Below are 25,777 nucleotides of genomic sequence, written 5' to 3' on the forward strand. Positions count from 1 at the left end.
ACAGCGATGCGGGCTTACCAGATCTTACCCGGCGATGGCATCGACGGGCTGCGGTGCGTGGATTTTCCCCACCGTGAACTGGGCAATGGCGAAGTGCGCATCCGCGTGCACGCCGTCGCGCTGAACTACCGCGACCTGATGGTCGCCAGGGGCGACTACCTCGTCACCGTCGACGATCCCATCATCCCCTGCTCGGACGGCGCCGGCGAAGTCGTCGCGACCGGCCACGGCGTCACGCGCGTGCAGCCCGGCGACCGCGTCGCGGCCTCGTTCTTCCCGCACTGGCACGACGGTCCGACCGGCCCCGATAAAATCCGCCACGCGCTCGGCGGCGACATCGACGGCATGCTGGCCGAGGAAGTCGTGCTGGACGAGGATGCCCTGGTCAAGATACCGGCCGGAATGCCTTTCGTCGACGCGGCCACGCTGCCCTGCGCCGGCGTGACGGCGTGGAACGCCATCTTCGAATCCGGCAACGACGTCCGTCCCGGCGACACCGTGCTGCTGCTGGGGACGGGCGGCGTCAGCATCCTCGGCCTGCAGCTGGCCCATGCGGCGGGGCTGAACACGATCGTCACCTCGTCCAGCGACGCCAAGCTGCAGCGCGCGCAGGCGCTCGGCGCGCGCCATCTCATCAACTACCGCGCGACGCCGGAATGGCAGGAAGAGGTGCTGCGCGCGACCGGCGGCGCGGGGGCGCAGGTGGTGCTGGAAGTGGGCGGCCAGGGCACCGTCAACCGCTCGATCGCGTCCGCCGCGATGGGCGGCAGCATCGCCATCATCGGCGGCGTCAGCGGCGCCGGCGGAGACGTCAACCCGGCGACCCTGCTGGCCGGGGCCAAGCGGCTCGTGGGCATCTTCGTGGGCAGCCGCGCGATGCTGGAAAAGGTCGTGCGCTTTGCCGACGCGACCGGGCTGCAGCCCGTCGTCGACCGCGTGTTCACGTTCGACCGGGCGCGCGAGGCCTACCGCCACATGGCGTCGGGATCGCATTTCGGGAAGGTCGTGATCGCAGTGGCGTGAGCGTCAAGGCCGCTGGATCGGCACCAGATCGATCTCGAACAGCTTCGGCCACAGCTTGCCCGTCACGTACAGGCGATGCTGCTTCGGCTCGTAGGCGATGCCGTTCAACACGGCGTCCGGATTCGTCGTCCCGCGCTGGTCGGGCGGCAGCAGGCCGGTACAGTCGATCCAGCCGACGACGTTGCCGCTGTCCGGGTCGATGCGCGCAATGACGTCCGTGCCCCACACGTTGGCAAAGATCTGGCCGTCGACGACCTCGAGTTCGTTGAGCCGGGTGATCGGCTTGCCCTCGGCCGTCACGCGGATGCGGCGCTGCTCGTCCAGCGTTTTCGGATCGAGGACGCGGATCTCGGCCGTGCCGTCGCTCATGTAGACATGGTGCGCGTCGCTGGCCAGGCCCCAGCCCTCGCCCTTGTAGTTGAAGCGGCCCTTCAATGCGAACGTCTTCGCGTCGAACAGGAAGCCGACGTTCGACTGCCAGGTCAGGCCCACGATGGTGTCGCCGACGGCCGTCGAGCCCTCGCCGAAATACTCGTCCGCCAGGTCTTTCTTTTGCAGGACCTTGCCGCTTTTGAGGTCGACCTTGCGCAGCGACGAGCGGCCCTTCTGGCCGGTGGACTCGTACAGGTGGCCGTCCTTGAAGAACAGGCCTTGCGTGAACGCTTGCGGATCGTGCGGATAGGTGTTCTTGACGAAGAAGCCGTACACGGGCAGGGCAGCGTGAGCCGCGCCGGCGGATGCGATGGATGCGGCGGCAAGCGCGAGGGAAGCGACGATTTTCATGGGACTCCGCGATCGGGGATGGTAACGCAGGATGGTAACGCAGTCCGGCGACCGGTGGTAAGCTGGCGCCATGCAAAGAAAGACCATCACCTATCTGCACCTGGCGTCCGACGCCGACCTGCCCGACCTGGGCGCGCGCCCGCCCTTCCTCGCCGTCGTGCTGGCCGAGGAAGAGGTCGCGGAAATGTGGCTGTGGGACGCCGCCCGCTGGCTCGTCGCGTCCGGTGCGCGCTACGTGCAGGCCTGGGGCAAGGATGCCGGAGCCTGGACCGAGGCCGTCGACGATGCGGCGCTGGAAGCCGTCGACTACGACGATGCGCCCGACGACCGGCAGGTGCTGACCGCCGCGCACGATCCCGCGGACGAAGAGTTCGACGAGGTGTTCTGGTTCACCAAGCACCGCGCCGCGCACCCGTTCCTGTCCCTCGACGCGGTGCTCATCGTGCACATCGCGCCGGCGCCGCGCAAGGAAGCCATCGAAGCGGCCTACGCCGACGCGTAAAACGCGTTCGGCGCGGTCAGCGCGCCGCCGCCAGCTCCGCGGCGAGCAGGCGCACCAGCTCGGCCGCCGGCAACGCGCGCGCCAGCGGAAATCCCTGGCCGGCCCAGTTGACCGTGAAATCCTGGTTGCCGGCCTTCGTGGCCGCGGCGTTCAGCGCCTTCACGGCATCGTAGGCGATCGGATAATCCGGCAGCGGCGGATGGCCGGGCGCGCCGATCTCGCTGAATAAACGGTTCACCAGGCCGCGCGCGGGACGGCCGGACACGACGTCCGTCACCGTCGTGATCACGCCCTCCCCCGCCTGCATCAGCGCGCGGTGATGCGTTGTCGCCGACGACTCCGGGCACAGGATGAACGCGGTGCCCATCTGGGCGCCGCTGGCGCCCAGGCGCAGCGCGGCGGCGATGCCGTTCCCGTTCATGATGCCGCCCGCCGCGATCACCGGGATGCGCACGGCGTTCGCCACCAGCGCCGTCAGGGCGAACGTGCCGATGGCCGGGTCGCCGCGCTGCGGATCGAACAGGCCGCGGTGGCCGCCGGCCTCGTAGCCCTGGGCGACGACGACGTCGATGCCGGCCGCCTCCACCTGGCGCGCTTCGTCCACCGACGTCGCGCTGGCCAGCAGCACGATGCCGGCATCCTTCAGCGCCTGGATGCGGCGCGCGTCCGGCAGGCCGAAGTGAAAACTGACGACGGCCGGCCGCGCTTCCAGCAGCACGTCGAGCATGGGATCGTCGTCGACGAAGCTCGTATAGATTTCGCGCAGGCCGGCCGGCGGCCGGGCGCCGTTGGCGGCGAAGTGCGGAGACAGATAATCGAGCCAGGCCGCTTCGCGCGCGGCGTCGGCCTGCGCGGGACGGTGGCAGAACACGTTGACGTTGAACGGCCGGTCGGTCAGGCGGCGCACGTCGGCGATGGCGGCGCGGCCCTGCTCGGCGTTGCCGGCACCGACCGAGATCGAGCCGAGCGCGCCCGCCCCGGACACGGCCGCGGCCAGCGCCGCCGTCGAGACGCCGGCCATCGGGGCCTGGATGATGGGCACGTCGATGCGCAGCAGGGACAGCAAGTCTGGTTTCATGGTGGGCTCCAAACTGGTTCGTGATCCGACGAGTATAACGCCGCCGGCGCGCAGGCGTGCGGTGCGGGGGCACGAGGGCGCGGGCGCCAAACGATATAAACCGTTTTCGTCCGGCGCATGGACGAGCCTCGCCGGCGTTTTTGCGTTAGGATTCCCGGTGCCCGCGGCGCGCGAGCTTTTGAATTTTCGTTTGGCAACAAAAAGGATGGCAATGGACAGTATCGACCTCGAAGTGCTGCACGCCTGCGACCAGTGGCTGCGCGCCGGCTGGCGCTGCGAGTACGTGACCGTCGTGCGGACGTGGGGATCGAGCCCGCGGCCGGAAGGCGCGACGATGGCGATCCGCGCCGACGGCGTGGTCGTCGGCTCGGTCTCGGGCGGGTGCATCGAGGACGACCTGATCGCCGCCGTGCGCGAACAGGGCATCGTGCGCACCGCGCCGGAAGCCATCACCTACGGCATCTCGGCCGACGAGGCGCACCGCTTCGGCCTGCCCTGCGGCGGCACGATCCAGCTCGTCGTCGAGCCGCTCGGGCCGCACAGCCGCATGGACGAACTCCTGGCTCTCGCCCAGCGCCGCGTGCTGACCCGGCGCACGCTCGACCTGAAAACCGGCGCGGTCGCACTGGCGCAGGGCGAAGCGGACCAGCAACTGCGGATGGACGGCGACACGCTCGTGACGATCCACGGTCCGCGCCTGCGCATGCTGATCATCGGCGCCGGCCAGCTGTCGCAATTCCTGGCGCAGATCGCCGTCGGCCTGGAATACCAGGTGACCGTGTGCGATCCGCGCGAAGAATACCGCGCCAGCTGGAACCTGCCGGGTGTCGACGTCGTGCACACGATGCCGGACGACGTCGTGCTGGACATGAAGCTGGACAGCCGCAGTGCCGTCATCGCCCTCACCCACGACCCGAAACTGGACGATCTCGCCCTGATGGAAGCGCTGAAAACGGACGCGTTCTACGTCGGCGCCATCGGTTCGCGCGCCAACAATGCGCGGCGGCGCGAGCGCCTGCGCGAATTCGACCTCACCGAGGACCAGATCGCGAAGCTGCACGGCCCCATCGGCCTGTACATCGGCAGCAAGACACCGTACGAGATCGCCGTCTCCATCCTCGCCGAGCTGACGGCCGTGAAAAACGGCGTGCCGCTGCCGGTGCAGATGACCGTCGAACACGGCAAGGCGCTGGCCCGCGACCTGCCGGCCGATCCGCTGGCTGCCTAGCTATTCAGCAGCAGGACGGCCAGCACGAGCATCGTCGCGCCCGTAAAAGCTTCGACGGCGCGCCAGACGGCCGGACGCGCCAGCACGAACGCGCAGCGGCGCGCGCCCAGGCCCAGCACCGAAAACCACAGCAGCGACGCCGTCATCGCGCCGGCCGCGAACGATGCGCGGTGGCCGGCGGCGAGGCTGCTGCCGACGGCGCCCAGCAGCACGACGGTATCCAGGTAGACGTGCGGATTCAGCAGCGACATCGCGAGCACGATGCCCAGCGCGCGCGAAGCGGTTGCCGCGGCCTGCCCGCCGTTGGCCGCGCCCGGCGCCGCCGCCCCGCGCCAGCAGCTCGACAGACAGCGCACGCCGTACCACAGCAGGAACGCCGCGCCGCCCCAGCGGGCCGCCAGCAGCAGCGCCGGCGAACGTTCGATCAATGCGCCGAAACCGGACATGCCCAGTGCGATCAGGGCGACGTCGATCAGGATGCACGTGGCGACCGTCAGGACGACGTGGCGGCCCGCGACCCCGGTGCGGATCACGTGGGCGTTCTGGGCGCCGATCGGCATGATCAGGCTGGCGCCCATGCCGAGGCCTTGTAAAAAGACCGGTTGTGAAAACATGTTGGCTCCTCATCGATATTGCGGAGCAGCATGCGTCCCGGACGCGTCTTCATCAATTATATTAATGAAATCTAAGGTTCATTAAGTCAGGCTAATCCAAGATGAAAATCGATCCGCGCCGCAGCGAGGCGTTCGTCGCCGCCGTCGACAGCGGCAGCCTGGAGCAGGCAGCCGCCCTGCTGAACGTGACGCCGTCCGCCATCTCGCAGCGCATCGCCGCGCTGGAGCACGACCTGGGCACGCCGCTGCTCGTGCGCGCCCGGCCCTGCCGGCCGACGGCGCCCGGCATGCGCCTGCTGCAATTCCTGCGCCGCCGCGCGCTGCTGGAAGACGAGTTCTTCGCCGAGCAGCAGAGCGATCCGGGCCCGGTGCGCGTCGCGCTGGCCGTCAACAACGACACGCTGGCGACGTGGCTGCTGCCGGTGCTGGCGCCGGTGCTGATCGACGAAGGGCTGCTGGTGGAATTCGTCACGGGCGATCAGAGACACACGTTCGCGCTGCTGGAACAGGGGCTCGCCCTCGCCTGCGTGTCGGGCGAGACGGAACCGATGCGCGGCTGCACCGTGAGTCCGCTGGGCGTGATGCGCTACCGAATGGTGGCGGCGCCGCGCTTCGCCGCGCGCTGGTTCCCCGGCGGGATCACGAGAGAGGCCGCGCGGCGCGCGCCGGTGATGGTGTTCGACCGCAACGACCGGCTGCAGACGGCCTTCCTGCTGCAGCACTTCGGCCTGCCGGAAGGCGCGTACCCGTTTCACTATGTGCCGTCCAGCGATCCGTACGTGCAGGCGATCCGCCTGGGTCTCGGCTACGGCCTGCTGCCGCTGGAACAGTGTGCGGACATGCTGGCCGGCGGCGTCCTCGTCGACCTGACGCCGCACCTGCACGTGGACGTGTCGCTGTACTGGCACGCCTGGCGCATTCAGCCGCCGCGGCTGGAGCGCATGGGCGCGGCGCTGGTGAAGGGTGCGCGCGCGGTGCTGTTACCGGCGCCGGCCTGAGCGACCGGCAGCCACTGGATGACGCCCCAGCAGAATTCCGGCACGAGGAACAGCCATAACAACGGCGCGCCGGTGGCCGCCAGCGTCCACGCCATCCAGAACGAGAACAGGAAGCGGCCCACGCCGTCGTAGCGGCCGAGCAGGACGCTCGCCGCGCGCAGGCGCAGCACGGACCACACGAGCACGATGCTGCCCATCAGGCAGGCGAACAGCACGTGGAACGGGCCGAAATCGGGCAATGCATGGCCGCCGAGACTCCGGTTCACGGCCGACAGCCGGGCGTGCAGGAAGGCGAACGTCCACGGCGTGGCGAACGGCGCCGTCAGCAGCAGGTCATAGGCGGCGCTGGCCCGCACGGCGGTGAGAAAGGCGGATCGGCTCATGGTATGCATGGAAATCTCCTGGCGTAAAGGTTTCGGCATCATGAACCCTGGAGTACACTCCAAGGTCAAGCCTTTCGTCGAACGACCGCCATGCAGATCGGAGAACTCGCCGCCGCAACAAGCCTCAGCCGGGACACCCTGCGCTTTTACGAGAAGCGCGGATTGCTGCTGTCGCGCCGGCTGGCCAACGGCTACCGCGACTATCCGCCCGAGGCCGTGCAATGGCTGTGCTACCTGCGCGCCGCCCAGGCGCTCGGTTTTACCCTGGCCGAGATCGAGACCGGCCTGCCCCTGCTGGACGATCCCGCCGCCGCCGCACCGCAGTTGCGCGACGCGTTGCTGCGCAAGCTGGACGACATCGACGCGCGCATCGCGGGCCTGTCCGCCCTGCGCGCCAGCCTGGCGCGCGAACTGGCGCAGCCGGGGTTCGGCTGCCCGGTGCTGGCCGCGTAAAGATTTGTTACAGGAAACTGTCAGCCACCCGCGCCGACGCCGCGTTAACAGCACAGGCGCCGCTGGAAGGCGCACGACCACCCACGGAGATATCATGAAACGCCTGCTTGCCGCCGCCGCCGCGCTGGCCACCTTCACGCACGCCGCTGTCGCCGGCGACCTGACCCTGTTCTCGGACAGTAATTTCCACGGCAACCGCGTCACCATCGACCGCGACGCCCCCAACCTGGCCGACTTCGGTTTCAACGACCGCGCGTCGAGCGCCGTCGTCACCTCCGGCAGGTGGCTGCTGTGCGAGCACGCCAACTTCGGCGGCCGCTGCGCCGAGTTCGGGCCGGGCGAATACCGCGAGCTGCCGGGTTTCAACGATGCCGTCTCGTCGGCCCGCCAGGTCGACCGCGACGACCGCGGCGGCCGTGGCCGCTGGCGCGACCGCGATCACGATCACGACCGTGACCACGATCGCGACGGCCCACGTAGTGGCGACCGCGGTGGTCCCGACGTCGTGATGTTCGCCGGCCCGCGCTTCGAAGGCCAGCAAGTCGAACTGTCGCAGGATGTGCGCGCGCTGAACGACGTCGGCTTCAACGATCGCGCCACGTCGATCATCATTCGCGAAGGCCGCTGGGAATTCTGCGAACACGCCGACTTCCGCGGCGAGTGCATCGTCCTGGGCCCGGGCCGCTACGACATGCTCGACCGCATGAACAATCGCATCTCGTCGATGCGCCGGGTGCGCTGACACCGACATCAATCCAACCGGGGTCAGAGCCCGAATTTAGGCAATTGCCTGAAATCGGGCTCTGACCCCGGTTTGATGCAGGTTTAGTTAAGCAGCGCCACGCCCTTGATCTGGGCCCACAATTGCAGGCCGGGCGCGATGCCCAGTTCGCGGCGCGAGCGTTCGGTGATCCGGGCCAGCAGCGGAGACTGCCCCATCCGCAGCTGCACGAGCACGTGGCCCGGCGTGTCGGTGGCGGCGACCGCCGTCACCACGGCCGGCAGGCGGTTGACGATGCTGGAGCCTTGCGGGCACGCGAGCGCCAGGCTGACGTCGCGCGCGTGGATGCGGCAGCGCAGGTGCGTGCCGAGGGCTTCGCGGCGCCGGCCCACGCACAGCGCGCCGCCGGCGAATTCCAGGCGCGATAAATCGTCTTCCTCGTGGCCGGCCAGCATCGTGTCCAGCACGACGCCGGCATCGTCGGCAAAGCTGGGCGGCAGGTCCACGCGCGCCAGCGTCTCCGTCAACGGCCCGCTGGCCACGGCCCGGCCGTCCTCCAGCAGCACCAGATGATCGGCCAGCCGCGCGACTTCGTCCGGGGCGTGGCTGACGTAGACGATCGGGACCGCCAGCTCCTCGTGCAGGCGTTCCAGATAGGGCAGGATTTCCAGCTTGCGGCGCAGGTCGAGCGCGGCCAGCGGTTCGTCCATCAGCAGCAGGCGCGGCGACGCGAGCAGGGCGCGCGCGATCGCCACGCGCTGGCGCTCGCCGCCCGACAGGCCGTCCGGCCGCCGTTCGAGCAGGCCGCCGATCCCCAGCAGGTCCGCCACCGGCGCCAGCGCGAACCGGCGTTCCTGCGCCGGCACCCGCTTGCGGCCGAACTCCAGGTTGGCGCGCACGGACAGGTGCGGAAACAGGCTCGCTTCCTGGAACACATAGCCGAGGGCGCGCCGGTGCACGGGGACGAACACGCCGCGCGCATCGTCCTGCCAGACGTCGCCGCCGAGCGCGACGTAACCGCCGGGCGCGCGCTCCAGGCCGGCGATGGCGCGCAGGATCGTCGTCTTGCCCGAGCCGGAATGGCCGAACAGGGCGCTGATGCCGCGCTGGGGCAGGGTCAGATCGACGTCCAGCCGGAAGGCGCCGCGCTCCATGCGCAGGCGCAGATGGAGTCCGTTGCCCATCAACGCCGTCCTTTCATCGCTTGCGGATACAAGGTGTACAGCGCCAGCAGCACGCTGAAACTGAAGGCCAGCATGCCGCCAGCCAGCCAGTGCGCCTGCGCGTATTCGAGCGCCTCGACGTGGTCGTAGATGCGCACGGAGACGACGCGCGTCCGGTCCGGGATATTCCCGCCGATCATGAGCACGACGCCGAATTCGCCCACCGTGTGCGCAAAGCCGAGCACGGCGCCGGACAGGAAGCCGGGCCGGGCCAGCGGCACCGCCACCGACCAGAATGTGTCCCACGGACTGGCGCGCAGCGTGGCCGCCACTTCCAGCGGCCGCGGGCCGATCGCCTCGAACGCATTCTGCAGCGGCTGCACGACGAAGGGCAGCGAATAGCACACGGAAGCCAGTACGAGGCCGCCGAACGAGAACGGCAACAGGCCGATGCCGAGCGCCTCCGTGAGCTTGCCGACGGGGCCGTTCGGTCCCAGCACCAGCAGCAGATAAAAGCCGATCACGGTGGGCGGCAGCACGAGGGGCAGGGCGACGACGGCCCCGACCGCGTGGCGCAGGCGCGAACGCGTGCGCGCGAGCCACCAGGCGATCGGCGTGCCGAACGCCAGCAGCAGCAGGGTCACGACCGTCGCCAATGCCAGCGTCAGCCGGATGGCGGAGAGGTCGCCGGCGTCGAGCGTCACAGTGCGTAGCCGTATGAACGGATGATGTCCCTGGCCTTGTTCGATTTCAGGTAGTCTTCCAGCGCCCTGGCGGCCGGATTGGCGGCGCCCCTGGCGAGGATGACGGCATCCTGGCGGATCGGCGCATGCAGGTTCGCCGGCACGATCCAGCCCGAGCCCGACGTGAATCTGCCGTCGCGATAGACCTGCGACAGCGCGACGAAGCCCAGCGGCGCATTGCCCGTGCTGACGAACTGGTGAGCCTGGACGATGTTTTCGCCTTGCACGAGCTTGCCCTGCACGCGGTCGTACAGGTTCAGCCTGGTCAAGGTCTCGACGGCGGCGGCGCCGTACGGGGCGGTCCTGGGGTTTGCGATCGCCAGGTGGGCATAGTGTCCGGTCTGCAGGACCTGGCCCTGCTGATCGACATAGCCATCCTGCGCGGACCACAGTACCAGCTTGCCCGTTGCATAGGTAAACCGGGTGCCGGGCACGGTGCGGTGCTCCGCTTCCAGTTTCGCCGGGGTGGCGTCGTCGGCCGCCAGCAGCACCTCGAACGGCGCGCCGTTGACGATCTGGGCGTAGAACTTGCCGGTGGCGCCGAAGGCCAGCACGGCCTTGTGGCCGGTGTCTTTTTCGAATGCCGTCGCGATCTTCTGCATGGGCGCCGTGAAATTGGCGGCCACGGCCACCTGCACGTCATCCGCCCGGGCGGTGCCCCATGCCATCAGGGCCAGCAGGCCGGCAAGATGCTTCATGTTCGACTCCTGTCGTTCGCGTTATGTAGTAGAGTATATAACGAATCAAAATACGTTGTGGGCGATAACGCCTGTAACGCATTGCTTATAGTTCTCGAGCCAGACAGGAGAAATCGTGGGAAGCGACAGCACCAGCTTCGCGCTGCAGGGGTCCGTCTGGATGACGGTGGGCGACGAGAAATTCGGCGGTCCGGGGCGGGTCGAACTGCTGGCCGCGATCGCCGCAACGGGATCGATCAGCCAGGCCGCGAAAGCCCTCGGCGTCAGCTACAAGGGTGCCTGGGACGCGATCGACGCGATGAACAACCTGGCCGGCGAGACCCTGGTGGAACGCGTGGCCGGCGGCAAGGGCGGCGGCGGCACGCGGCTGACGGCGCGCGGCGCACAACTGGTCAGGAACTTTCGCGCGATCGAACAGATCCACCAGCAATTCGTCGAACAACTCAACCGGCAGGCCGGCAACCTGGCCGCGGACTTCAACCTGATCGGCAGACTGAACATGAAAACGAGCGCCCGCAACCAGTTCTTCGGCAAGGTGTCGCGGGTCCAGGCCGGCGCCGTCAACGACGAGATCGAAATCGACATCGCCGGCGGCCACAGGATCATTGCCATCGTCACCCACGAAAGCACGGCAAGCCTCGGCCTCGCCGTCGGCGCCGAGGCGTTCGCCCTGGTCAATGCGGCGTCGATCATCCTCGTGACGGAAGCCGAAGGCGCCCGTTTCTCGGCCCGCAACCGGCTCGAAGGCACGGTCGCGCGCCTGATCCCGGGCGCCGTCAACGCGGAGGTCGTCATCGACCTGGCGGGCGGCGGCAGCATCGCCGCCATCATCACCAACGAGAGCGCGCGGGCGCTCGGACTGGCCGAAGGGGGCACGGCCACGGCGATGTTCAAGGCGTCCAGCGTGATCGTCGGCGTGCCGGCGTAGCCGCGCTAGCATATTTCTCGAAATCTATATTGCTGACGCACAATCGAAAGATTACATGTGCAGGCTCATGGGCCATCCATCCACGATACATTTAGGATGGCTCAAATCTACCCCATTCTCCCCCGCGCAAGATCGGCAGACAGCGCGCTCCTTTCGAACGTTTACCGGAGAATGGAAAATGGAAAAGTTATGCAAATTCATGGCCTGTGTCGCGGGCTTCCTCGCCTTGACGGCGGTGTCCCAGGCATCGGCGAGCGACTTTTATCGCCAGCGCAACCTGGTGTCGGACAGCGCCGCCGTGGCGGCGGAGCAGCGCGATCCCAACCTCGTCAACGCCTGGGGGCTGGCGTTCAATCCGTACGGCGTGGCCTGGGTCGCCGATAACCACACGGGCCTCGCAACGCTATACAACGGCAACGGCAATCCGCAGAGCCTCGTCGTCACCGTTCCGGGCGCCGCAGGGGCCGCCGGCAGCCCGACGGGCACCGTGTTCTACGGCGGCCCCGGCTTTGTCGTGAGCAAGGGCACCGCATCCGGTCCCAGCCGCTTCCTGTTCGCGAGCGAGGACGGCGGCATCGCCGGCTGGGCGCCCAGCGTCGATACGACGCACGCCATCCGCGTGATCGACAACAGCGCGCACAATGCCGTCTACAAGGGCATCGCCATCAGCGGCAATGGCCACGGCACGCTGCTGTACGCCACCGACTTCCACAACGGCAAGGTCGATGTGTACGACAGCAATTTCAAGCCAGCCTATTTGACCGGCAAGTTCCACGACTCGCAACTGCCGGCCGGCTATGCGCCGTTCGGCATCCAGGCCGTCAACGGCGACCTCTACATCACCTTTGCCAGGCAGGATGCGGAGCGCATGGATGACGTGCCGGGCCGGGGCTTCGGCTTCGTTGACGTGTTCGATCCGGACGGACATTTGCTGCGCCGCCTCGTCTCCGGCGGCGCGCTCAATGCGCCGTGGGGCATCGCGCTGGCCCCCGCCAGCTTCGGCCGCTTCAGCAACCGCCTGCTGATCGGCAACTTCGGCGACGGACTGATCAATGCCTACGACCCCGCGACCGGCAAATGGCTGGGTCGCCTGAAGGCGGCGCACGGGAAGGTGATCCGCGTCGACGGCTTGTGGGGCATCGCCTTCGGCAACGGCGTCAATGGCCAACCGGTCGATACCCTGTTCTTCGCCGCCGGGCCGGACGACGAAAACCACGGGCTGTACGGGCGGATCGACGTCGCGCCGGGCGACGAGCACGACGATACGCCGGAAACGCAGTAGGGAGCGCGGCACGGTGTCCTGCACCGTCGCCGTGCGCGCCATCCTCAGTAAATCGAGCACATCCCGAGGCCAAAGACCCGCATAATCCCGGCTGTGGCGACGACTTGCGGATGGTGATGAGCGATTTTTTACCGAAGGAATGCGATATCGTGATGGAAGGCGGGGTGACCTCCGGCGTGGTCTACCCCGCGTTCGTGGCGCGGCTGGCCGAGCGTTTTACCTTGCGCTCGATCGGCGGCACCAGTGTCGGCGCGGTGGCGGCGATCGCGACGGCGGCGGCCCAGTTCAAGCGCAACCGCGTGCGCAAGGATAAGCAAGGCGAGGACGACGGCTTTCACCTGCTGGCCCGCTTGCCGGGACGCCTGCAGGAAAGCGTCGGCGGCCACACCCGGCTGTTCTCGCTGTTCCAGCCCTGCGCCGCCCTGCGGCCGCACTTCCGCGTGATCGCGGCGGCCCTCAACGAGACGAGCAAGACCAGGGCCGCCGGTTACCTGTCGCTCGCCATGCTGTGGAACTTCCCGCTGGGCGCCGTCGTGGGCGCCAGCCTGTGGCTGCTGGGCTTCTTGATCAGCAGCGGCCTGCTGGGCGGACACTGGCCGCGCGTGCCCCTGGCCGGCATCGCCAGCGCCCTATGGTTCGGCCTGTGCATGTTCGTGGGCGCGCTGGGCGGGGCGCTGCTGCAGGCCACGCTGTCGGCCTGGCGCGGGCTGCGCGCCAACCGCTGCGGCATCTGTTCCGGACTGCGCACGGGTCCGGAGAATCCGCCCGCGCTGACGGAATGGCTGCACGCGCTCGTGCAGGACATCGCCGGCCTGCCGCTCGATGCGCCGCTGACGTTCGGCCAGCTGCGCACGTCCGAGCCGCCGATCGAACTGGCGCTGATGACGACGGGACTCTCCGAGCTGCGCGCACACCGCCTGCCGCATTCGAGCGCCGACCTCGTGTTCCGCGCGTCCGAATTGTCCGCATTGTTCCCGCCCGCCATCGTCGACTGGATGAAGGCACGCTCGCACCACACGCGCCACGGCGCACGCACGGTGGCGCTGTTGAATCGCATGAATGCCGCCGGCGAGGATTATTACTTCATGCCCGATCCGGACGACCTGCCGCTCATCGTGGCCGCGCGCATGAGCCTCAGTTTTCCCGTGCTGCTGCAGGCGGTGCCCTTGTTCCGCCTGCGCGCGCTGCCGGTGCATGCGGACGGCGTCGAGCTGCTGCGCGTGTGGTTTTCGGACGGCGGCCTCACCAGCAATTTCCCGATTCACTTTTTCGACAACATCCTGCCGACCCGCCCGACCTTCGGCGTCACCTTGCAGGACGACCTGGAAGAGAGCGATCCGTTCGCCGCGCGTGTGTCTCTGCCGTCGAACAACAACGCCGGCATCACGGCGGCCTGGGTGCCGGTCGACGAGACCGACGGCAGTCCCTCGCTGCCGCGCTTTGCGGGCGCGATCCTGCGCACCATCCGCACCTGGCGCGACGAAGCGCTGAAACGCACGCCGGGCTACCGCGACCGCGTCGTGCAGATCCGCCACACGAAGCGGGAAGGGGGCCTGAACCTGAACATGACGCGCGCCGCCATCGACGTGATGAGCCGCAGCGGCGACGAAGCGGCGCGCCAGGTCATCGAGCGATTCCTGAATCCCGCCGAAAAGGAAAACGGCTGGCTGAACCACCGCTGGGTGCGCATGCGCAGCACGGCCGCCGTCCTGCAGGAAACGTTCGCGCCCCTGTCCGACGCATGGCACGACGCGCGCCTGACGCCGTCGTACGAGGCACTGTGGCTGGCGCACGGCGTCGATGCCTTGCCGGCTTACCAGCTCAGCAAGGCAAGCCGCACGGCCGGTTTCGCGCTGTGGGAGAGAATCGTGACGCTGCCGCAGCAGCTGGCGCCGGCGGAACTGTCGGCCCACGCGCCGCGGCCGCAGCCGGAACTCGTGATCGCGCCGCGCCTGAACTAGCTGTCGCGGCCGTTGAATTCCCGCACGGGGATCGCGGCCAGATCGAGGCCGTCGATGCAGCGCAGGTTGATGGCCGCCATCGCATTCCCTTTGGAGTCTATCCCTTCGGCATATGGGTGAATGCCGCAGGTCGGACAGAACCGATGCTTGATGACGTGCTTGTTGAACGTGTAGGTGGCGGCGGCATCCTCGGGCGTGCGCAGGCGGAACTGCGCGCGCGGCACGAACCAGAGCAGGGAGCCCTTGCGCTGGCACATCGAACAATTGCAGGCGAGGGCACCCTGGATGTCGCCCTCCACCTCGTATGCAACCCGGCCACAATGGCAACTGCCTTGATAAATCATGCGCCGTCTCCGCGATGTGATGTCAGGCCGCCCATGGTAGCGCAGGATTTTTGCAAGCGCATGTGTCGGGACGCGTATCGGACACAATCGGACATCAGCCGGCTGACCCAAGCCGCTACAGTGACGTCTCCGCCATCGACCGGACGCACGCCATGACTTCGCTCCGCATCCTGCTTCCGCTGGCCGCCGCAATGGCTTTTTCGCCGCTGCCCGCATGGGCGCAACGCGCCGGCGTCTGCGCGCTCGTCGCCTGCAGCGCCAGCGGCCAGCGCGCCGCCATCCTCGACGAACCCGTCGCGGCGCGACCTGCCGCGCCGGCGTCCGCCGCGCCGCGCCGGTCCGCGCAGGAAGCGGCGCCGCGCGATCCGTGGGCACGCCGCTTCCAGGGCCGCGAGACGGAAGACGACGATGTCTGCCTGCTGAACTTCGGCATCGGCGGCCAGCTGGCCAGGAAGGGAACCATCGACAGCCACGTGCTGGGCCGCACGCAGACATGGCGCGCACCGGCCCGCGACCGGCAATGACGCATCACACCGCCGGCCGCACGAGCGCGGCCAGGCGGCAGCCGGGCACCTCGTTGGCGATGCACAGCACCGGCGCCTGGCGCGCGAGCGCGTAATGGGACGCCAGCGCGAGCGCCGTCACGAACGCGACGATGCCGCTGTAGCCGCCCGCCGCGCCCACGCGCACGACGTCCGCGCTGCCGTCGAGCTGGCGCAGCTGGGCGGACGCGTATTCCATCAGCTCGAGCACGTGGCGCGCACGGTGCCCGGTGTCGGCGACGATCATGGCGACATCGGCCGCGGCGACGTCCGCGTGCGCGAGCGTACGTTCGACGAGCGCCTCGAGCACGCGCGCATCATGACGCCTGCGCAGGTCGGCCGCCGGATCGTCCTGCGCGTGCTCGGGCGGCGCCAGCAGCGCGACGGCCCCGCCGTCGGACGATGCGGCCAGCAGCAAGCCGGCGGCGCCTTCGCCCGGCATCATCCCCTGCGGCTGCGTGGCCGTGAACAAGGTCCGGTCGAGCGTCCAGCGCGCGACCGTCGCATTGCCCACATGCGATGCGCACGCCACCACCAGGGTGACGCAGGGTTGCTCGGCGGCCGCGGCGATATCGGCCAGCCGCGCGATGCCGGCGGCCGGATCGGCGCCGGCCGCCGCCTGGCCGATCTCTCCCTGCCAGCCCGCTTGCGCCGCCGCGTGCCGCAACCACGCCGCGGCCGCGTCGCGCTGGCCGGTGGACCAATCCGCGGGCAGCAGCGGCAAGACCTGGAGCCTCGGGATGGCATCGTCGCGCACGATCCACTCGATCGCGGCGCGCCCCGCCAGCTCGGCTGCGACGGCGCTGGCCAGGGTCAGCGCACGCCATTGCTCGGCGCCGAAGTGCGGATCTTCCATGCCGTGCGCCGCCAGCCAGGCGAGGACGTCTTCCTGCAGCGCGTCGTCATGGGCGTCCGGGCAGCGCGCGCACATCACGGGAAAACCGTCGTCGTCGACGAGTTCCCGGTCGGGGTCGGGGCGCGCCTTGTTGTCCGCGATGGCGGCGGCCAGCTCCTCGGCCGACGCGCCGTGCGGCGCGCGCAATGCCGTGGCGAGGATCGCCAAGTGCCGCGCCCGCACCGGCTGGGCGGCCGCACCGGACGCGTGTGCCGGCGTGGCCGGCGTCGTATCGGCCGGGGCCGCGGCGCGCCGCGCAATCCACTTGCCGCCGACAAAGGCCGCCAGCAGCGCCGTCAACGGCAAGCCGAACAACAACGATATCCATTCCTGCGGACCGGGCACGCGCGCGCTCACGCGCCACCAGACGATCGCGCCGCCCCAGCAGGCGACGAAGACGCCGGCGGCAATCAGGGCCGGCCTGATCCAGGCGGGCAATGTGTGGGAAGTGCCGAGCGATTCCGCTGCAAGTGGTGTGGACATGGTCGTGTAGAAATCAAAAGTTGTCGATCGTGATGCCGGGCAGGCTCAGGCGGCGACGGCCAGCAATTCGAGCTTCAATCCCTTCATCCCCGACGGCACGTAGATCGCCATCGATTGCGCTTGCAGCATGCGCTCGTACATCTGCCCCTTGGCATCGAGCATGAAATAACACGTGTCGGGACGCACCGGCACGGCGGCCGGCAGTTGCGGCGCGTATTGCAGGCGCACGCCGGGCAGGGCGGACAGCACGCATTTTTCGACGTCGTCCGGCGCGCCGACCTTGAAACGCAGCGGCACGGCGTCGACCAGTTCCACGGTCGGGATGTCGGCCGATACGGCGATGTAGAAGGTGGTCTTGTCGTCGATCTTGCCGGAGTCGAGCATGCCGTGGTGGTAGGACGGGCGCACCTCGGTCAGGACGAGGGCAAAGTACTTCGACGAGATCACCGTGTCGAGCAGTTCGCGGATGATCAGGAACATCTTGTCGAAGCCCGGGCCGGGATCGGCGTGTTGATACGCGGGCAGGTCGGCCAGCGTCCAGCTCCGGGAAAACGTCATCAGCGCGCCGGCTACGCCCAGCAGGTGCTCGTGCAGGCGTTCCGGGTGCAGGCCGGGGTGGTGCAGGTAGTGGGACAGCGAGGCGCATGCGGCGCTGGCCGTGTGCAGCAGCCAGAACGACGACATGTCGCCGGAACGGAATTCGATCACGTTGCGGCTCGGCTCGCGGTGATGGCCGTACAGCGCGCTCACCTTGGCCTGCAGCGCGTCGAGCAGGCGCCGCACCTGCTGGAACACGGAGGGCGCCGCGCCCACCGACAGGCTGGGCGGCACGAAGCTCGTGTCCAGCTCGAACCCGCCGGACGGCGCGCGGCGCAGCCGCAGCAGCGGAAAACTGAGGTAGGCGTCGCGCGGCTCGAAGTCCGGCACGAGGCGCACGGTTTTCCTGAGGTAGGACACGGACGCCGTTGCCGCCTGGGTGTAGAGGTCGGGCGTTTCCTGGCTGATGTGCACGAAGCGCGCCGTCTTCGCCGGCTGCCCCGGCTGGGCGAAGTTGCCGCTGAAGGGTTTCAGGCCGGGCAGGGCGGCGTAATAGGTGATGGTTTGCTGCGACAGCTGGCTGAGGTCGACGGTGTCGGGCAGGTCGTCGGCGCCGGGGGCATCGACCCATTCGCCGTCCTGGAAACGCAGCGCGAGTGTGAGGACGCGCAATACGTTGCTGCCGAGCGCCTCGCGCTCGATCTGCAGCGCTTCCACGCCCCAGGCATACGGATTGACGGCCCGGATGCTCTTGTGCAGCCGCTGCTCATGGTACTCGTCCTGGCGCTGGAAATGCTGCGGACGCAGGAGCAGGCCTTCGCCCCACAATACCTTGCTGGCCATGTTGCTGGTCGTCGTGCTCGTCATGCATGTCCTCCAGTCATATGACTTGTCCCAAGTCGACAACCATAGTCTCTTGTGGCGGTTTTTTTTCTGCAACGACCCGCAGTTTTGCTACCGCTCAAAGTAACCGTGTGTCATTCCCAACTGAACTATTTTTTCGACCCCGACTGTGTGAAGATGCCGGCTTGCGCTGGCGGCATGGAGGAGGTCCGATGGAGGGATTCACGCCTGGTTTTTTCGACCGTCTGCTGGGTACGCCGGTGCGCGGCAACGCCACGATGTCGCGCATGACGGCCGAGGATTTCAAGGACGCCGTCGCGCGCGATCTGGAAGCGCTGCTGAACACGCGCTCCGTCATCGCGGAAGATGCGCTGACGGGCTTTCCCGAGTGCAGCAACTCGCTCGTAAACTATGGCCTGACGGATTTCGCCGACCGCTCGCTGTCGAGCCCGAGCGACCGCGCCTACATCTGCGACTGCCTCGAAAAAACCATCGCCCGCCATGAACCGCGCCTGCGCAAAGTCAAGGCGGTGCTCGAAGTGCGCGACGAGAACTCGGTGAACCGCTTGCGGTTTTCGATCACGGCGCTGCTCGTCGTCAGCACGTCGGAGGAAACCGTCAATTTCGACGCGCTGCTGCAGCCGTCGACCCTGCAGTACAGCATCAGCAAAGCGGGCAGGGCCTCGACGGCCGCATCCGCAGGAGCCTGAGCTTGGAACAATTGCTACCGTATTACGAGAGGGAGCTCGGCTACCTGCGCCGCCACCTGCGCGAATTCGCCGAGCGCTATCCGAAGATCGCCGGCCGCCTGCTCATCAGCGGGGAAGTGTGCGAAGACCCGCATACGGAACGCATGATCGAATCGTTCGCGCTGCTGAACGCGCGCGTCGCCAAGCGGCTCGACGACGACTATCCCGAGTTCACGGAAGCGCTGTTCGACGTGCTGTATCCGCACTACCTGCGGCCGTTTCCGTCGTGTTCGATCGCGCGCCTGGACTGCAGCGGCGCCCCCAGCCAGCAGACGGGCGTCAGCGTCCTCGCGCGCGGCACCGTGCTCAACACCCGTCCCGTGCGCGGCGCGGCCTGCACCTTCCGCACCGTCTATCCCGTCACCACGGCGCCGCTCGCGCTTTCCGGTGCCGCATTCTCCGCCATCATCCACCATCCGGACGCCGTGCGCCTGCCGGACGGCGCGGGCTCCAGCCTGAGCCTGACGTTGTCCATCACGGCCGACCAGTTACGCCTCGGCCAGCTGGCCCTGCCGCGGCTGCGCGTGTTCATCGACGGCGAACCGTCGTTCTGCGCGGCGCTGCGCGACACTTTGTTCATGCGCGCCGCGGGCGCGTATGCCGAAGCCGACGGCAGCGGCCGCTGGTTTCCCGTGGCCACGGTCCCGATCGAACCCGCCGGCTTCGACGACGCCGATGCCCTGATCGATTTCCCGGCCCGCTCGCATGCCGCCTACCGCCTGCTGACCGAGTACTTTTGCTTCCCAGATAAATTCAATTTCTTCGACATCGACCTGGCCGCGCTCATGGCCGCGCTGCCGAGCCCCCTGTCGGCCAATGCGAAGACGGTCACGCTGCACCTGGCGCTGGCCGGCCTGCGCGCCGATTCGAACATGGCGCGCATGCTCGGCATGCTGTCGACCAACAACCTGCTGCTCGGCTGCACGCCGGTCATCAACCTGTTCCGCCAGCGGGGCGAACCGATCCGCCTGACGCATGCCAGCGCCAACTACCCCGTGCTGGCCGACGCCCGCCGTGCCTTTGCCTACGAAGTGCAATCCATCGAATCCGTCAACCTCGTGCGCCAGACGCCGCAGGGCGAGACCGTGGTCGACTTCCACCCGTTCTATTCGCTCAAGCACGCCCAGACGCCCGAGCAGAACGGGCATTATTGGGTACTGCGGCGCGACGAGACCCTGGCCGACAAGAGCCCCGGCTTCGAGACCCAGATCGCCATCGTCGACATCGATTTCGACCCCGCCGCCGTCGAAACCCAGACGCTGAACATCGAACTCACCTGCAGCAACCGCGACCTGCCGGCCTCGCTCTCCTGTGGCCATCCGGACGGCGATCTGTTCCTGGAAGGCGGCGCGAACACGCGTACCATCAGCTTCCTGCGTAAACCCACGACCACGTACCGCTTCGAGAGCGGCCGCGGCGCGCACTGGCGGCTGATCTCGCACCTCACGCTGAACCATTTGTCGCTCGCGCACGGCGGCATCGACGCCTTCCGCGAGATGCTCGCCCTGTACGACCTGCCCCGTTCGCCGTCGTCGCAGCGCCAGATCGGCGGCGTCGCCGGCATCGAACAGAGAACCGCCAGCGCCTGGATGGCGGGCAATCCGTTCACCTGCCTCGTGCGCGGCGTGGAGGTGCGCCTGGCCATCGACGAAGAGGCGTTCGTCGGCAGCGGCATCTACGCGTTCACCCATATCGTCGAACGGTTTCTCGCCCTGTACGTGCACGCCAACAGCTTTACGCAACTGGTGGTGGTGTCCAATAAAACCGGAGAGGAATTATTGAAATGCCTACCGAGAAGCGGCGATTTGAGCCTGCTGTAATCGAGCGCCTGTTCAGGGAGCCCTATCGCTTCGAATACTTCCAGGCCGTGCGCATGCTCGAGCTCTGGCTCAAGCGCCACGGCCGCCCGCGGCATGACGTCGCCGCCCACGACGTTATCGCCCATTATGTGCGCTTTCAGAACTCGACCTCGCTAAGCTTCCCGGCCAGCCAGCTGGAAGCCATCCAGCCCGAGCCGCGCGACATCGGGCGCGGCGCGCAGGCGCTCGGCAAGGCGCTGCAAGAGGCCAGTCTCGACTACATCCGCGTCACCCCGTCCTTCATGGGCCTGCTGAGCGGCCACGGCGTGCTGCCGGCCCACTACACGGAACGCATCGCCGAGCACCAGCACCGCCACGCCGACGAAGGCCCGCGCGCCCTGCTCGACACGTTCTCGAACCGCTCGCTGGCCCTGTTCTACGGGGCCTGGCGCAAGTACCGGCTGCACTTCAAATACCAGCTCGACGGCCACGACGCCTTCCTTCCCCTGCTGCTGGCGTTGGCCGGGCTCGGCCACGAGGCCTTGCGCGGCCGCCTCGCGCACGACAAGGACGGCGCCCTGCTGGACGAGTCGATCGGCTACTTCGCCGCCTCGATCCGCCAGCGTCCCCGCTCGGCCGTGCAGATGGGCCGCGTGCTGTCCGAGTATTTCGGCCAGCCCGTCCGGGTCGAGCAATTCGTCGGCGCCTGGTACGACGTGCCGCCGGCCCAGCAAACAGTCCTCGGCCGCAGCACCGCCGTGCTGGGAACGAGCGCGATGGCCGGCGTACGCGTGTGGCAGCGCGACCTCCGGATGCGCATCGTCGTCGGCCCGCTGGATCGCGCCGGTTTCACCGCGTTCCTGCCGGGCGGCCTGGCGGCGCGCGCCCTCAAGAGCCTGCTGGGCCTGCTGGCCGGCGTCACGCTCGAATACGAAATCGGACTGATCCTGCGCGGCGCGGAGGTAGGCAGCACGATCCTCGGCCCCGCGCCAAGCGGGCGCCTCGGTTGGGATGCCTACCTCGTCACCGGACCACAGGCGGACGACCGCGGCGACGTCCGCTACGACGTGCAGCCGCTCTAAGGCACGACTTCGGCGGAAAACAACCGTTCGACCGGCAGATCGGCGATCGCGTGCTCGAACAGGCCGTGGCCGTCCCAGCGCGGCAGCGCAATATCCGATTGCGACGGCACCGCCCTGCCCGCATAGAACGGTCCCATCCGGGCGATGATGCCCGGGAAGGCGCGGCAATAACTCGACGCGACGCCCGCCAGCTGTGCCAGCCGTTTATAGGTGATCACGCTCGCGGGCGGCATGGTGTCGAGCACGTGCACGATGCGCTCGCGCCAGTCGTCGGACCACGCCGGCAACGGCGGACCCGCGGCGCGGACCCGGTCGCCCGGGCGGATGAGTCCGCCGCGCAGCACGCGCGCCAGCATGCCGCGCCGCGTGCCGATGCGCGTGGACAGACCGGGCCGGTGGGCGTCCAGGTGCCCGCAGGCCTCGCACTGGAACATCAGGCGCAGCAGGACCTCGTCGCCGATCCGCAGCACGGTGCCGGAGGCGAGCCGCGACGTGTCGAGGTCCACCAGCAGGTTCTCGCGCAGCGCGTGCGGCGGCAGCGCGAACGCGTCGTACGCGTCCGTGCCCGCGAGCAGCAACTGGCGCGGCGACAGCGGGTCGGCATGCACGTCGCCGTCCAGCCCCATGCCGGCGGTGGCGCGCACGCCGTCCACGCGCGCGGGAGGCGCGGCCAGACTGGCGCGCAGGGCCAGCGCTTCGATCCGTCCGGTGTTCATGTACGGTGTCCGTGTCGATAGTCGAGACCCCAGTCTGCCACATGCGCGGCCGGCGCGGACGGCGTACCGGCGCGCGCATCAGGACGGTCAACGATGCCGCCGATCGCGGGAACTTCCGTGCGCCCACGTGTACAGGGCCGGCAGGATCAGCAAGGTGAGCGCCGTCGACGACAGGATGCCGCCGATGACGACCGTCGCCAGCGGCCGCTGCACCTCGGCGCCCGTGCTCGTCGCCAGCGCCATCGGCAAAAAGCCGAGCGAAGCGACGAGTGCCGTCATCAGCACGGCCCGCAAGCGCACCTGCGCCCCTTCGCGGATGGCCTCGTCGGCCGTCCGGCCCTGGTCGCGCAGCGAACGCACGAAGGCGAGCATGACGAGCCCGTTCAGCACGGCAACGCCGGACAGCGCGATGAAACCCACCGCCGCCGAGATCGACAGCGGCAGTCCGCGCAGCCACAGCGCCAGCACGCCGCCGCTGACGGCGAACGGGATGCCGCTGAACACGAGCAGGCCATCCTTCACGCTGCCGAACATCAGGTAAAGCAACGCGAACACGAGCGCCAGCGCGGCCGGGATGACGAGCGCCAGGCGCTGGCTCGCCGCCTGCAGGTTCTCGAACTGTCCGCCCAGGCTCAGCCAGACGCCCGCCGGCAATTTCAGCTTGCCGAGATTGCCCTGCAAATCCGCGACGAACGATCCCAGGTCGCGCCCGCGCACGTTGGCCGTGACGACGATGCGGCGCTTGCCGTTTTCGCGGCTGATCTGGTTCGCTTCCGGCACGAAGGCAAGCGTGGCGATCTCGGACAACGGGATGCTCGCGGTCCGTCCATCCCGCGCGGGCAGGGAGATCGGCAGCCGGCGCAGCGTCTCGACGTCGTTGCGCGCGCCTTCCGGCAGGCGCACGGTGATGGCGAAGCGGCGGTCGCCCTCGAACACCGTCCCGACGTCGCGGCCGCCGACGAGCGTGCCGAACGCTTCCTGCACGTCGGCCACGTTCAGGCCGTAGCGCGCTGCCTTGATGCGGTCGACGGCCAGCGTCAGCGCGGGCAGTCCCTCCGTCTGCTCGATCTTCACGTCGAACGCGCCCGGCAGCCGCCCCAGCAGCTGGGCGATGCGCTGGGCCGTCGCGAGCATCGTGGCCGTATCGTCCCCGAACACTTTGATGGCCACGTCGCTGCGCACGCCCGATATGAGTTCGTTGAAACGCAGCTGGATCGGTTGCGAGAACTCATAGTTGTTGCCGGGGATGCGCTGCGCCGCCGCCGAGATCGCGGCCACGAGCTGGGCGTGCGAGCGGCGCGGCGTCGGCCAGTCCCGTTCCGGCCGCAGGATGAAATAGCTGTCGGCGACGTTCGGCGGCATCGGGTCCGTCGCCACCTCGGCCGTGCCGATGCGCGCGAATGCCCGCTCGATCTCGGGGAATTCCCGCAGCAGGGCGCTTTCCAGCGTCTGCTGCATCGCCACCGACTGCTGCAGGCTCGTGCCGGGTATCCGCACGGTCATCACGGCCAGGTCGCCTTCGTTCAGGTTCGGCGCGAACTCGGTGCCCAGGCGCGTCGCCAGCAGGCCCGTCAACAACACGGCGAGCAGCGCGAACGTCAGCGCCACCGGGCGGTTGCGCAGCACCCAGTCCAGCAGCGGCCGGTACAGGTCGTGCGCGGTGTGCATCAGGCGGTTGTCGTGCCCGGCCACGTTGCTGACGAACAGCGCAACGGCGGCCGGCACGAACGTCACGGACAACACCATCGCGCCCGCCAGCGCCATCACGACGGTGATCGCCATCGGGTGGAACATCTTGCCTTCGATGCCGGACAGCGCGAGGATCGGCAAATACACCGTCATGATGATCAGCTGGCCGAACAGCAGTGGCCGTCTCGCCTCCGCCGCCGCGTGCGCCACTTCGGCCCGACGCTCGTCTCCCGTCAACGGCCGGCCCGCCGCGGCCTGGGCGAGGCCGAGCCGGCGGATGCAGTTCTCGACGATGACGACGGCGCCGTCGATGATGATGCCGAAGTCGAGCGCCCCCAGGCTCATCAGGTTGGCGCTGACGCCGGCGCCCACCATGCCCGTGAACACGAGCAGCATCACGAGCGGAATCACGAGGGCCGTGACGAGCGCCGCGCGCAGATTGCCCAGGAAGACGAACAGGATCGCAATGACGAGCAGCGCGCCTTCGACGAGGTTGTTACGCACGGTCGCGATGGCCTTGTTCACCAGCACGGCACGGTCGTACACCGGTAAAGCCTGCACGCCGGACGGCAGCGAGCGGTTGACCTCGTCCAGCTTGCGGCGCGCGCCGTCCGCCACGGCGCGGCTGTTCTGGCCGATGAGCATGAAGACGGCGCCCAGCACGACCTCTCTCCCGTTCTCCGTGGCGGCGCCGGTGCGCAACGCGCGGCCCGGTTCGACGTCGGCCACGTCGCGCACGCGCACGGGCGCACCGTCGACGACGTCGAGCACGATGTTGCGGATCTCTTCCAGCGATTTCACCTGCCCCGGCGTGCGCACGACAAATTGCTCGCCGCCCCGTTCGATGTAGCCGGCGCCCGCGTTGGCGTTGTTGCGGTCGATGGCGTTCACGAGCGTTGCCAGCGACAGGCCATGGGCCGTCAGCTTCGCCATGTCCGGCGCAACCTGGTATTCCTTCAAATAGCCGCCGATCGTGTTCACTTCCGTGACACCCGCCACGCCACGCAGCTGCGGTGCCACGATCCAGTCCTGGATCTCGCGCAGGTCGGCCGGAGAATAGGGCGTGCCGTCCGGCTTGCGCGCGCCGGCGCGCGCTTCGACCGTCCAGTAAAAAATTTCGCCGAGTCCCGTCGCGATCGGGCCCAGCGCCGGCTCGGCCTTGTCGGGCAGCCGGCTTTGCGCCTGCTGCAGCCGTTCGTTCACGAGCTGGCGCGCAAAATAGACGTCGGTGCCTTCCTTGAAGACGACGGTGACCTGGGACAGGCCATACCGCGACAGCGAACGCGTCTGCTCGAGCCGCGGCAGGCCGTTCATCGCCGTCTCGATGGGGAAGGTGATGCGCTGCTCGACTTCCAGCGGCGAATATCCCTGCACCGCCGTGTTGATCTGGACTTGCACGTTGGTGATGTCGGGCACCGCGTCGATCGGCAGGCGCTGGTAGTTGACCACGCCGAGGCCGGCGAGGGCGATGACGGCGAACACGACCAGCCAACGGCGCGCGATGGCAAATGCGATGAGTTTCTGGAACATGGTCGCCTCG

At 68.4% G+C, this 25,777-nt stretch carries 25 protein-coding genes; 13 read left to right on the plus strand and 12 right to left on the minus strand.

All coding sequences use genetic code 11. The annotated features are described in order from the left end of the window. Positions 1 to 6 precede the first annotated feature (6 nt). Positions 7 to 1,023 (plus strand): NAD(P)-dependent alcohol dehydrogenase, encoded by a 1,017-nt coding sequence (locus tag ASC93_RS03565; RefSeq protein WP_056437178.1) that lies wholly within the window; start codon positions 7 to 9, stop codon positions 1,021 to 1,023. Between the two features lie 3 nt (positions 1,024 to 1,026). Here the strand turns inward: ASC93_RS03565 and ASC93_RS03570 are convergent, their stop codons facing one another. Next, the gene (locus tag ASC93_RS03570; RefSeq protein WP_056437182.1) at positions 1,027 to 1,806 is read right to left on the minus strand and encodes a glutaminyl-peptide cyclotransferase; all 780 of its coding nucleotides are present in this window, start codon (positions 1,804 to 1,806) and stop codon (positions 1,027 to 1,029) included. Between the two features lie 70 nt (positions 1,807 to 1,876). On the opposite strand from ASC93_RS03570, the gene ASC93_RS03575 reads away from it, so the two are divergent. Next, complete coding sequence (locus ASC93_RS03575; RefSeq protein WP_056437186.1) at positions 1,877 to 2,308, plus strand: hypothetical protein; 432 nt, start codon at positions 1,877 to 1,879, stop codon at positions 2,306 to 2,308. A gap of 16 nt (positions 2,309 to 2,324) precedes the next feature. Here the strand turns inward: ASC93_RS03575 and ASC93_RS03580 are convergent, their stop codons facing one another. Continuing rightward, entirely contained in the window at positions 2,325 to 3,386 is a 1,062-nt protein-coding gene (locus tag ASC93_RS03580) for a nitronate monooxygenase family protein (protein ID WP_056437189.1), read from the minus strand. Between the two features lie 211 nt (positions 3,387 to 3,597). Between ASC93_RS03580 and ASC93_RS03585 the strand changes: the two genes are divergently transcribed. After that, on the plus strand, positions 3,598 to 4,614 hold the full coding sequence (locus ASC93_RS03585; RefSeq protein WP_056437192.1) for an XdhC family protein: 1,017 nt from the start codon (positions 3,598 to 3,600) through the stop codon (positions 4,612 to 4,614). On the opposite strand, the gene ASC93_RS03590 is transcribed toward ASC93_RS03585, so the two are convergent. Beyond that, positions 4,611 to 5,228 carry a LysE/ArgO family amino acid transporter gene (locus ASC93_RS03590; protein WP_056437195.1) on the minus strand — a complete coding sequence of 206 codons (618 nt, stop codon included), beginning with the start codon at positions 5,226 to 5,228 and terminating at the stop codon, positions 4,611 to 4,613. The two genes, ASC93_RS03585 and ASC93_RS03590, sit on opposite strands and share 4 nt — an antisense overlap. 101 nt (positions 5,229 to 5,329) lie before the next feature. Between ASC93_RS03590 and ASC93_RS03595 the strand changes: the two genes are divergently transcribed. Beyond that, a complete protein-coding gene (locus ASC93_RS03595) occupies positions 5,330 to 6,226 on the plus strand; it encodes a LysR family transcriptional regulator ArgP (protein ID WP_056437200.1) in 897 nt (298 codons plus the stop codon). Here ASC93_RS03595 and ASC93_RS03600 read toward each other — a convergent pair. Further along, positions 6,148 to 6,618: a hypothetical protein gene (locus ASC93_RS03600; RefSeq protein WP_056437204.1), complete on the minus strand. Its 471-nt coding sequence runs from the start codon at positions 6,616 to 6,618 to the stop codon at positions 6,148 to 6,150. The two genes, ASC93_RS03595 and ASC93_RS03600, sit on opposite strands and share 79 nt — an antisense overlap. A gap of 81 nt (positions 6,619 to 6,699) precedes the next feature. On the opposite strand from ASC93_RS03600, the gene ASC93_RS03605 reads away from it, so the two are divergent. Further along, on the plus strand, positions 6,700 to 7,062 hold the full coding sequence (locus ASC93_RS03605; protein ID WP_056437207.1) for a MerR family transcriptional regulator: 363 nt from the start codon (positions 6,700 to 6,702) through the stop codon (positions 7,060 to 7,062). Positions 7,063 to 7,156: 94 nt separating this feature from the next. After that, positions 7,157 to 7,804 carry a beta/gamma crystallin family protein gene (locus ASC93_RS03610; protein ID WP_082547745.1) on the plus strand — a complete coding sequence of 216 codons (648 nt, stop codon included), beginning with the start codon at positions 7,157 to 7,159 and terminating at the stop codon, positions 7,802 to 7,804. 83 nt (positions 7,805 to 7,887) lie between these two features. Here the strand turns inward: ASC93_RS03610 and modC are convergent, their stop codons facing one another. The 3 genes from modC to modA are packed head-to-tail and all read right to left on the minus strand — an operon-like array spanning position 7,888 to position 10,387. Next, positions 7,888 to 8,967, minus strand: coding sequence for a molybdenum ABC transporter ATP-binding protein (gene modC, locus ASC93_RS03615; protein WP_056437211.1), 1,080 nt, complete (start codon positions 8,965 to 8,967; stop codon positions 7,888 to 7,890). Further along, positions 8,967 to 9,650, minus strand: a complete 684-nt coding sequence (gene modB, locus ASC93_RS03620; RefSeq protein ID WP_056437214.1) for a molybdate ABC transporter permease subunit — start codon at positions 9,648 to 9,650, stop codon at positions 8,967 to 8,969. Before modB ends, modC begins: the two co-directional genes overlap by 1 nt. Beyond that, positions 9,647 to 10,387 carry a molybdate ABC transporter substrate-binding protein gene (modA, locus tag ASC93_RS03625; RefSeq protein ID WP_056437217.1) on the minus strand — a complete coding sequence of 247 codons (741 nt, stop codon included), beginning with the start codon at positions 10,385 to 10,387 and terminating at the stop codon, positions 9,647 to 9,649. Before modA ends, modB begins: the two co-directional genes overlap by 4 nt. A 160-nt stretch (positions 10,388 to 10,547) precedes the next feature. Here modA and ASC93_RS03630 point away from each other — a divergent pair, with 160 nt between their 5' ends. The 3 genes from ASC93_RS03630 (at position 10,548) to ASC93_RS03640 (ending at position 14,558) form a co-directional block, all read left to right on the plus strand. Next, positions 10,548 to 11,315 carry a TOBE domain-containing protein gene (locus ASC93_RS03630; protein WP_056437557.1) on the plus strand — a complete coding sequence of 256 codons (768 nt, stop codon included), beginning with the start codon at positions 10,548 to 10,550 and terminating at the stop codon, positions 11,313 to 11,315. Between the two features lie 178 nt (positions 11,316 to 11,493). After that, positions 11,494 to 12,597: a TIGR03118 family protein gene (locus tag ASC93_RS03635; protein ID WP_056437220.1), complete on the plus strand. Its 1,104-nt coding sequence runs from the start codon at positions 11,494 to 11,496 to the stop codon at positions 12,595 to 12,597. Between the two features lie 116 nt (positions 12,598 to 12,713). Further along, the gene (locus ASC93_RS03640; RefSeq protein ID WP_162251788.1) at positions 12,714 to 14,558 is read left to right on the plus strand and encodes a patatin-like phospholipase family protein; all 1,845 of its coding nucleotides are present in this window, start codon (positions 12,714 to 12,716) and stop codon (positions 14,556 to 14,558) included. Here ASC93_RS03640 and ASC93_RS03645 read toward each other — a convergent pair. Beyond that, positions 14,555 to 14,902, minus strand: a complete 348-nt coding sequence (locus ASC93_RS03645; protein WP_056437224.1) for a GFA family protein — start codon at positions 14,900 to 14,902, stop codon at positions 14,555 to 14,557. The two genes, ASC93_RS03640 and ASC93_RS03645, sit on opposite strands and share 4 nt — an antisense overlap. Positions 14,903 to 15,054: 152 nt before the next feature. Between ASC93_RS03645 and ASC93_RS03650 the strand changes: the two genes are divergently transcribed. Beyond that, positions 15,055 to 15,426 (plus strand): hypothetical protein, encoded by a 372-nt coding sequence (locus ASC93_RS03650; protein WP_056437228.1) that lies wholly within the window; start codon positions 15,055 to 15,057, stop codon positions 15,424 to 15,426. A gap of 4 nt (positions 15,427 to 15,430) precedes the next feature. Here ASC93_RS03650 and ASC93_RS03655 read toward each other — a convergent pair whose 3' ends face one another. Then, the gene (locus tag ASC93_RS03655; RefSeq protein WP_157201735.1) at positions 15,431 to 16,822 is read right to left on the minus strand and encodes a hypothetical protein; all 1,392 of its coding nucleotides are present in this window, start codon (positions 16,820 to 16,822) and stop codon (positions 15,431 to 15,433) included. Between the two features lie 45 nt (positions 16,823 to 16,867). Beyond that, positions 16,868 to 18,202: a type VI secretion system baseplate subunit TssK gene (tssK, locus tag ASC93_RS03665; protein WP_056437238.1), complete on the minus strand. Its 1,335-nt coding sequence runs from the start codon at positions 18,200 to 18,202 to the stop codon at positions 16,868 to 16,870. Positions 18,203 to 18,414: 212 nt separating this feature from the next. On the opposite strand from tssK, the gene tssE reads away from it, so the two are divergent. From tssE to tssG, 3 genes are read left to right on the plus strand one after another with little or no spacing between them, the layout of a single operon-like run. Further along, positions 18,415 to 18,912, plus strand: a complete 498-nt coding sequence (gene tssE / locus ASC93_RS03670; RefSeq protein ID WP_056437241.1) for a type VI secretion system baseplate subunit TssE — start codon at positions 18,415 to 18,417, stop codon at positions 18,910 to 18,912. Between the two features lie 2 nt (positions 18,913 to 18,914). After that, entirely contained in the window at positions 18,915 to 20,771 is a 1,857-nt protein-coding gene (gene tssF, locus ASC93_RS03675; protein WP_056437243.1) for a type VI secretion system baseplate subunit TssF, read from the plus strand. Beyond that, positions 20,735 to 21,832 (plus strand): type VI secretion system baseplate subunit TssG, encoded by a 1,098-nt coding sequence (tssG, locus tag ASC93_RS03680; RefSeq protein ID WP_056437246.1) that lies wholly within the window; start codon positions 20,735 to 20,737, stop codon positions 21,830 to 21,832. Before tssF ends, tssG begins: the two co-directional genes overlap by 37 nt. Here tssG and ASC93_RS03685 read toward each other — a convergent pair. Both ASC93_RS03685 and ASC93_RS03690 read right to left on the minus strand, forming a co-directional pair. Next, a complete protein-coding gene (locus ASC93_RS03685; protein WP_056437249.1) occupies positions 21,829 to 22,548 on the minus strand; it encodes an MOSC domain-containing protein in 720 nt (239 codons plus the stop codon). The two genes, tssG and ASC93_RS03685, sit on opposite strands and share 4 nt — an antisense overlap. 87 nt (positions 22,549 to 22,635) lie before the next feature. Further along, positions 22,636 to 25,767, minus strand: a complete 3,132-nt coding sequence (locus ASC93_RS03690) for an efflux RND transporter permease subunit (protein WP_056437252.1) — start codon at positions 25,765 to 25,767, stop codon at positions 22,636 to 22,638. Positions 25,768 to 25,777 lie beyond the last annotated feature (10 nt).

The sequence above is a fragment of the Massilia sp. Root335 genome, assembly GCF_001425685.1.
GTDB lineage: Bacteria > Pseudomonadota > Gammaproteobacteria > Burkholderiales > Burkholderiaceae_D > Telluria > Telluria luteola.

Excerpts from the sequence above, each read along its gene's own strand:
- ASC93_RS03565 (WP_056437178.1), top strand. The coding sequence starts at position 7 with ATGCGGGCTTACCAGATCTTACCCGGCGATGGCATCGACGGGCTGCGG.
- ASC93_RS03570 (WP_056437182.1), bottom strand. The coding sequence starts at position 1,806 with ATGAAAATCGTCGCTTCCCTCGCGCTTGCCGCCGCATCCATCGCATCC.
- ASC93_RS03575 (WP_056437186.1), top strand. The coding sequence starts at position 1,877 with ATGCAAAGAAAGACCATCACCTATCTGCACCTGGCGTCCGACGCCGAC.
- ASC93_RS03580 (WP_056437189.1), bottom strand. The coding sequence starts at position 3,386 with ATGAAACCAGACTTGCTGTCCCTGCTGCGCATCGACGTGCCCATCATC.
- ASC93_RS03585 (WP_056437192.1), top strand. The coding sequence starts at position 3,598 with ATGGACAGTATCGACCTCGAAGTGCTGCACGCCTGCGACCAGTGGCTG.
- ASC93_RS03590 (WP_056437195.1), bottom strand. The coding sequence starts at position 5,228 with ATGTTTTCACAACCGGTCTTTTTACAAGGCCTCGGCATGGGCGCCAGC.
- ASC93_RS03595 (WP_056437200.1), top strand. The coding sequence starts at position 5,330 with ATGAAAATCGATCCGCGCCGCAGCGAGGCGTTCGTCGCCGCCGTCGAC.
- ASC93_RS03600 (WP_056437204.1), bottom strand. The coding sequence starts at position 6,618 with ATGCATACCATGAGCCGATCCGCCTTTCTCACCGCCGTGCGGGCCAGC.
- ASC93_RS03605 (WP_056437207.1), top strand. The coding sequence starts at position 6,700 with ATGCAGATCGGAGAACTCGCCGCCGCAACAAGCCTCAGCCGGGACACC.
- ASC93_RS03610 (WP_082547745.1), top strand. The coding sequence starts at position 7,157 with ATGAAACGCCTGCTTGCCGCCGCCGCCGCGCTGGCCACCTTCACGCAC.
- modC (WP_056437211.1), bottom strand. The coding sequence starts at position 8,967 with ATGGGCAACGGACTCCATCTGCGCCTGCGCATGGAGCGCGGCGCCTTC.
- modA (WP_056437217.1), bottom strand. The coding sequence starts at position 10,387 with ATGAAGCATCTTGCCGGCCTGCTGGCCCTGATGGCATGGGGCACCGCC.
- ASC93_RS03630 (WP_056437557.1), top strand. The coding sequence starts at position 10,548 with ATGACGGTGGGCGACGAGAAATTCGGCGGTCCGGGGCGGGTCGAACTG.
- ASC93_RS03635 (WP_056437220.1), top strand. The coding sequence starts at position 11,494 with ATGGAAAAGTTATGCAAATTCATGGCCTGTGTCGCGGGCTTCCTCGCC.
- ASC93_RS03640 (WP_162251788.1), top strand. The coding sequence starts at position 12,714 with ATGAGCGATTTTTTACCGAAGGAATGCGATATCGTGATGGAAGGCGGG.
- ASC93_RS03645 (WP_056437224.1), bottom strand. The coding sequence starts at position 14,902 with ATGATTTATCAAGGCAGTTGCCATTGTGGCCGGGTTGCATACGAGGTG.
- ASC93_RS03650 (WP_056437228.1), top strand. The coding sequence starts at position 15,055 with ATGACTTCGCTCCGCATCCTGCTTCCGCTGGCCGCCGCAATGGCTTTT.
- ASC93_RS03655 (WP_157201735.1), bottom strand. The coding sequence starts at position 16,822 with ATGTCCACACCACTTGCAGCGGAATCGCTCGGCACTTCCCACACATTG.
- tssK (WP_056437238.1), bottom strand. The coding sequence starts at position 18,202 with ATGGCCAGCAAGGTATTGTGGGGCGAAGGCCTGCTCCTGCGTCCGCAG.
- tssE (WP_056437241.1), top strand. The coding sequence starts at position 18,415 with ATGGAGGGATTCACGCCTGGTTTTTTCGACCGTCTGCTGGGTACGCCG.
- tssG (WP_056437246.1), top strand. The coding sequence starts at position 20,735 with ATGCCTACCGAGAAGCGGCGATTTGAGCCTGCTGTAATCGAGCGCCTG.
- ASC93_RS03685 (WP_056437249.1), bottom strand. The coding sequence starts at position 22,548 with ATGAACACCGGACGGATCGAAGCGCTGGCCCTGCGCGCCAGTCTGGCC.
- ASC93_RS03690 (WP_056437252.1), bottom strand. The coding sequence starts at position 25,767 with ATGTTCCAGAAACTCATCGCATTTGCCATCGCGCGCCGTTGGCTGGTC.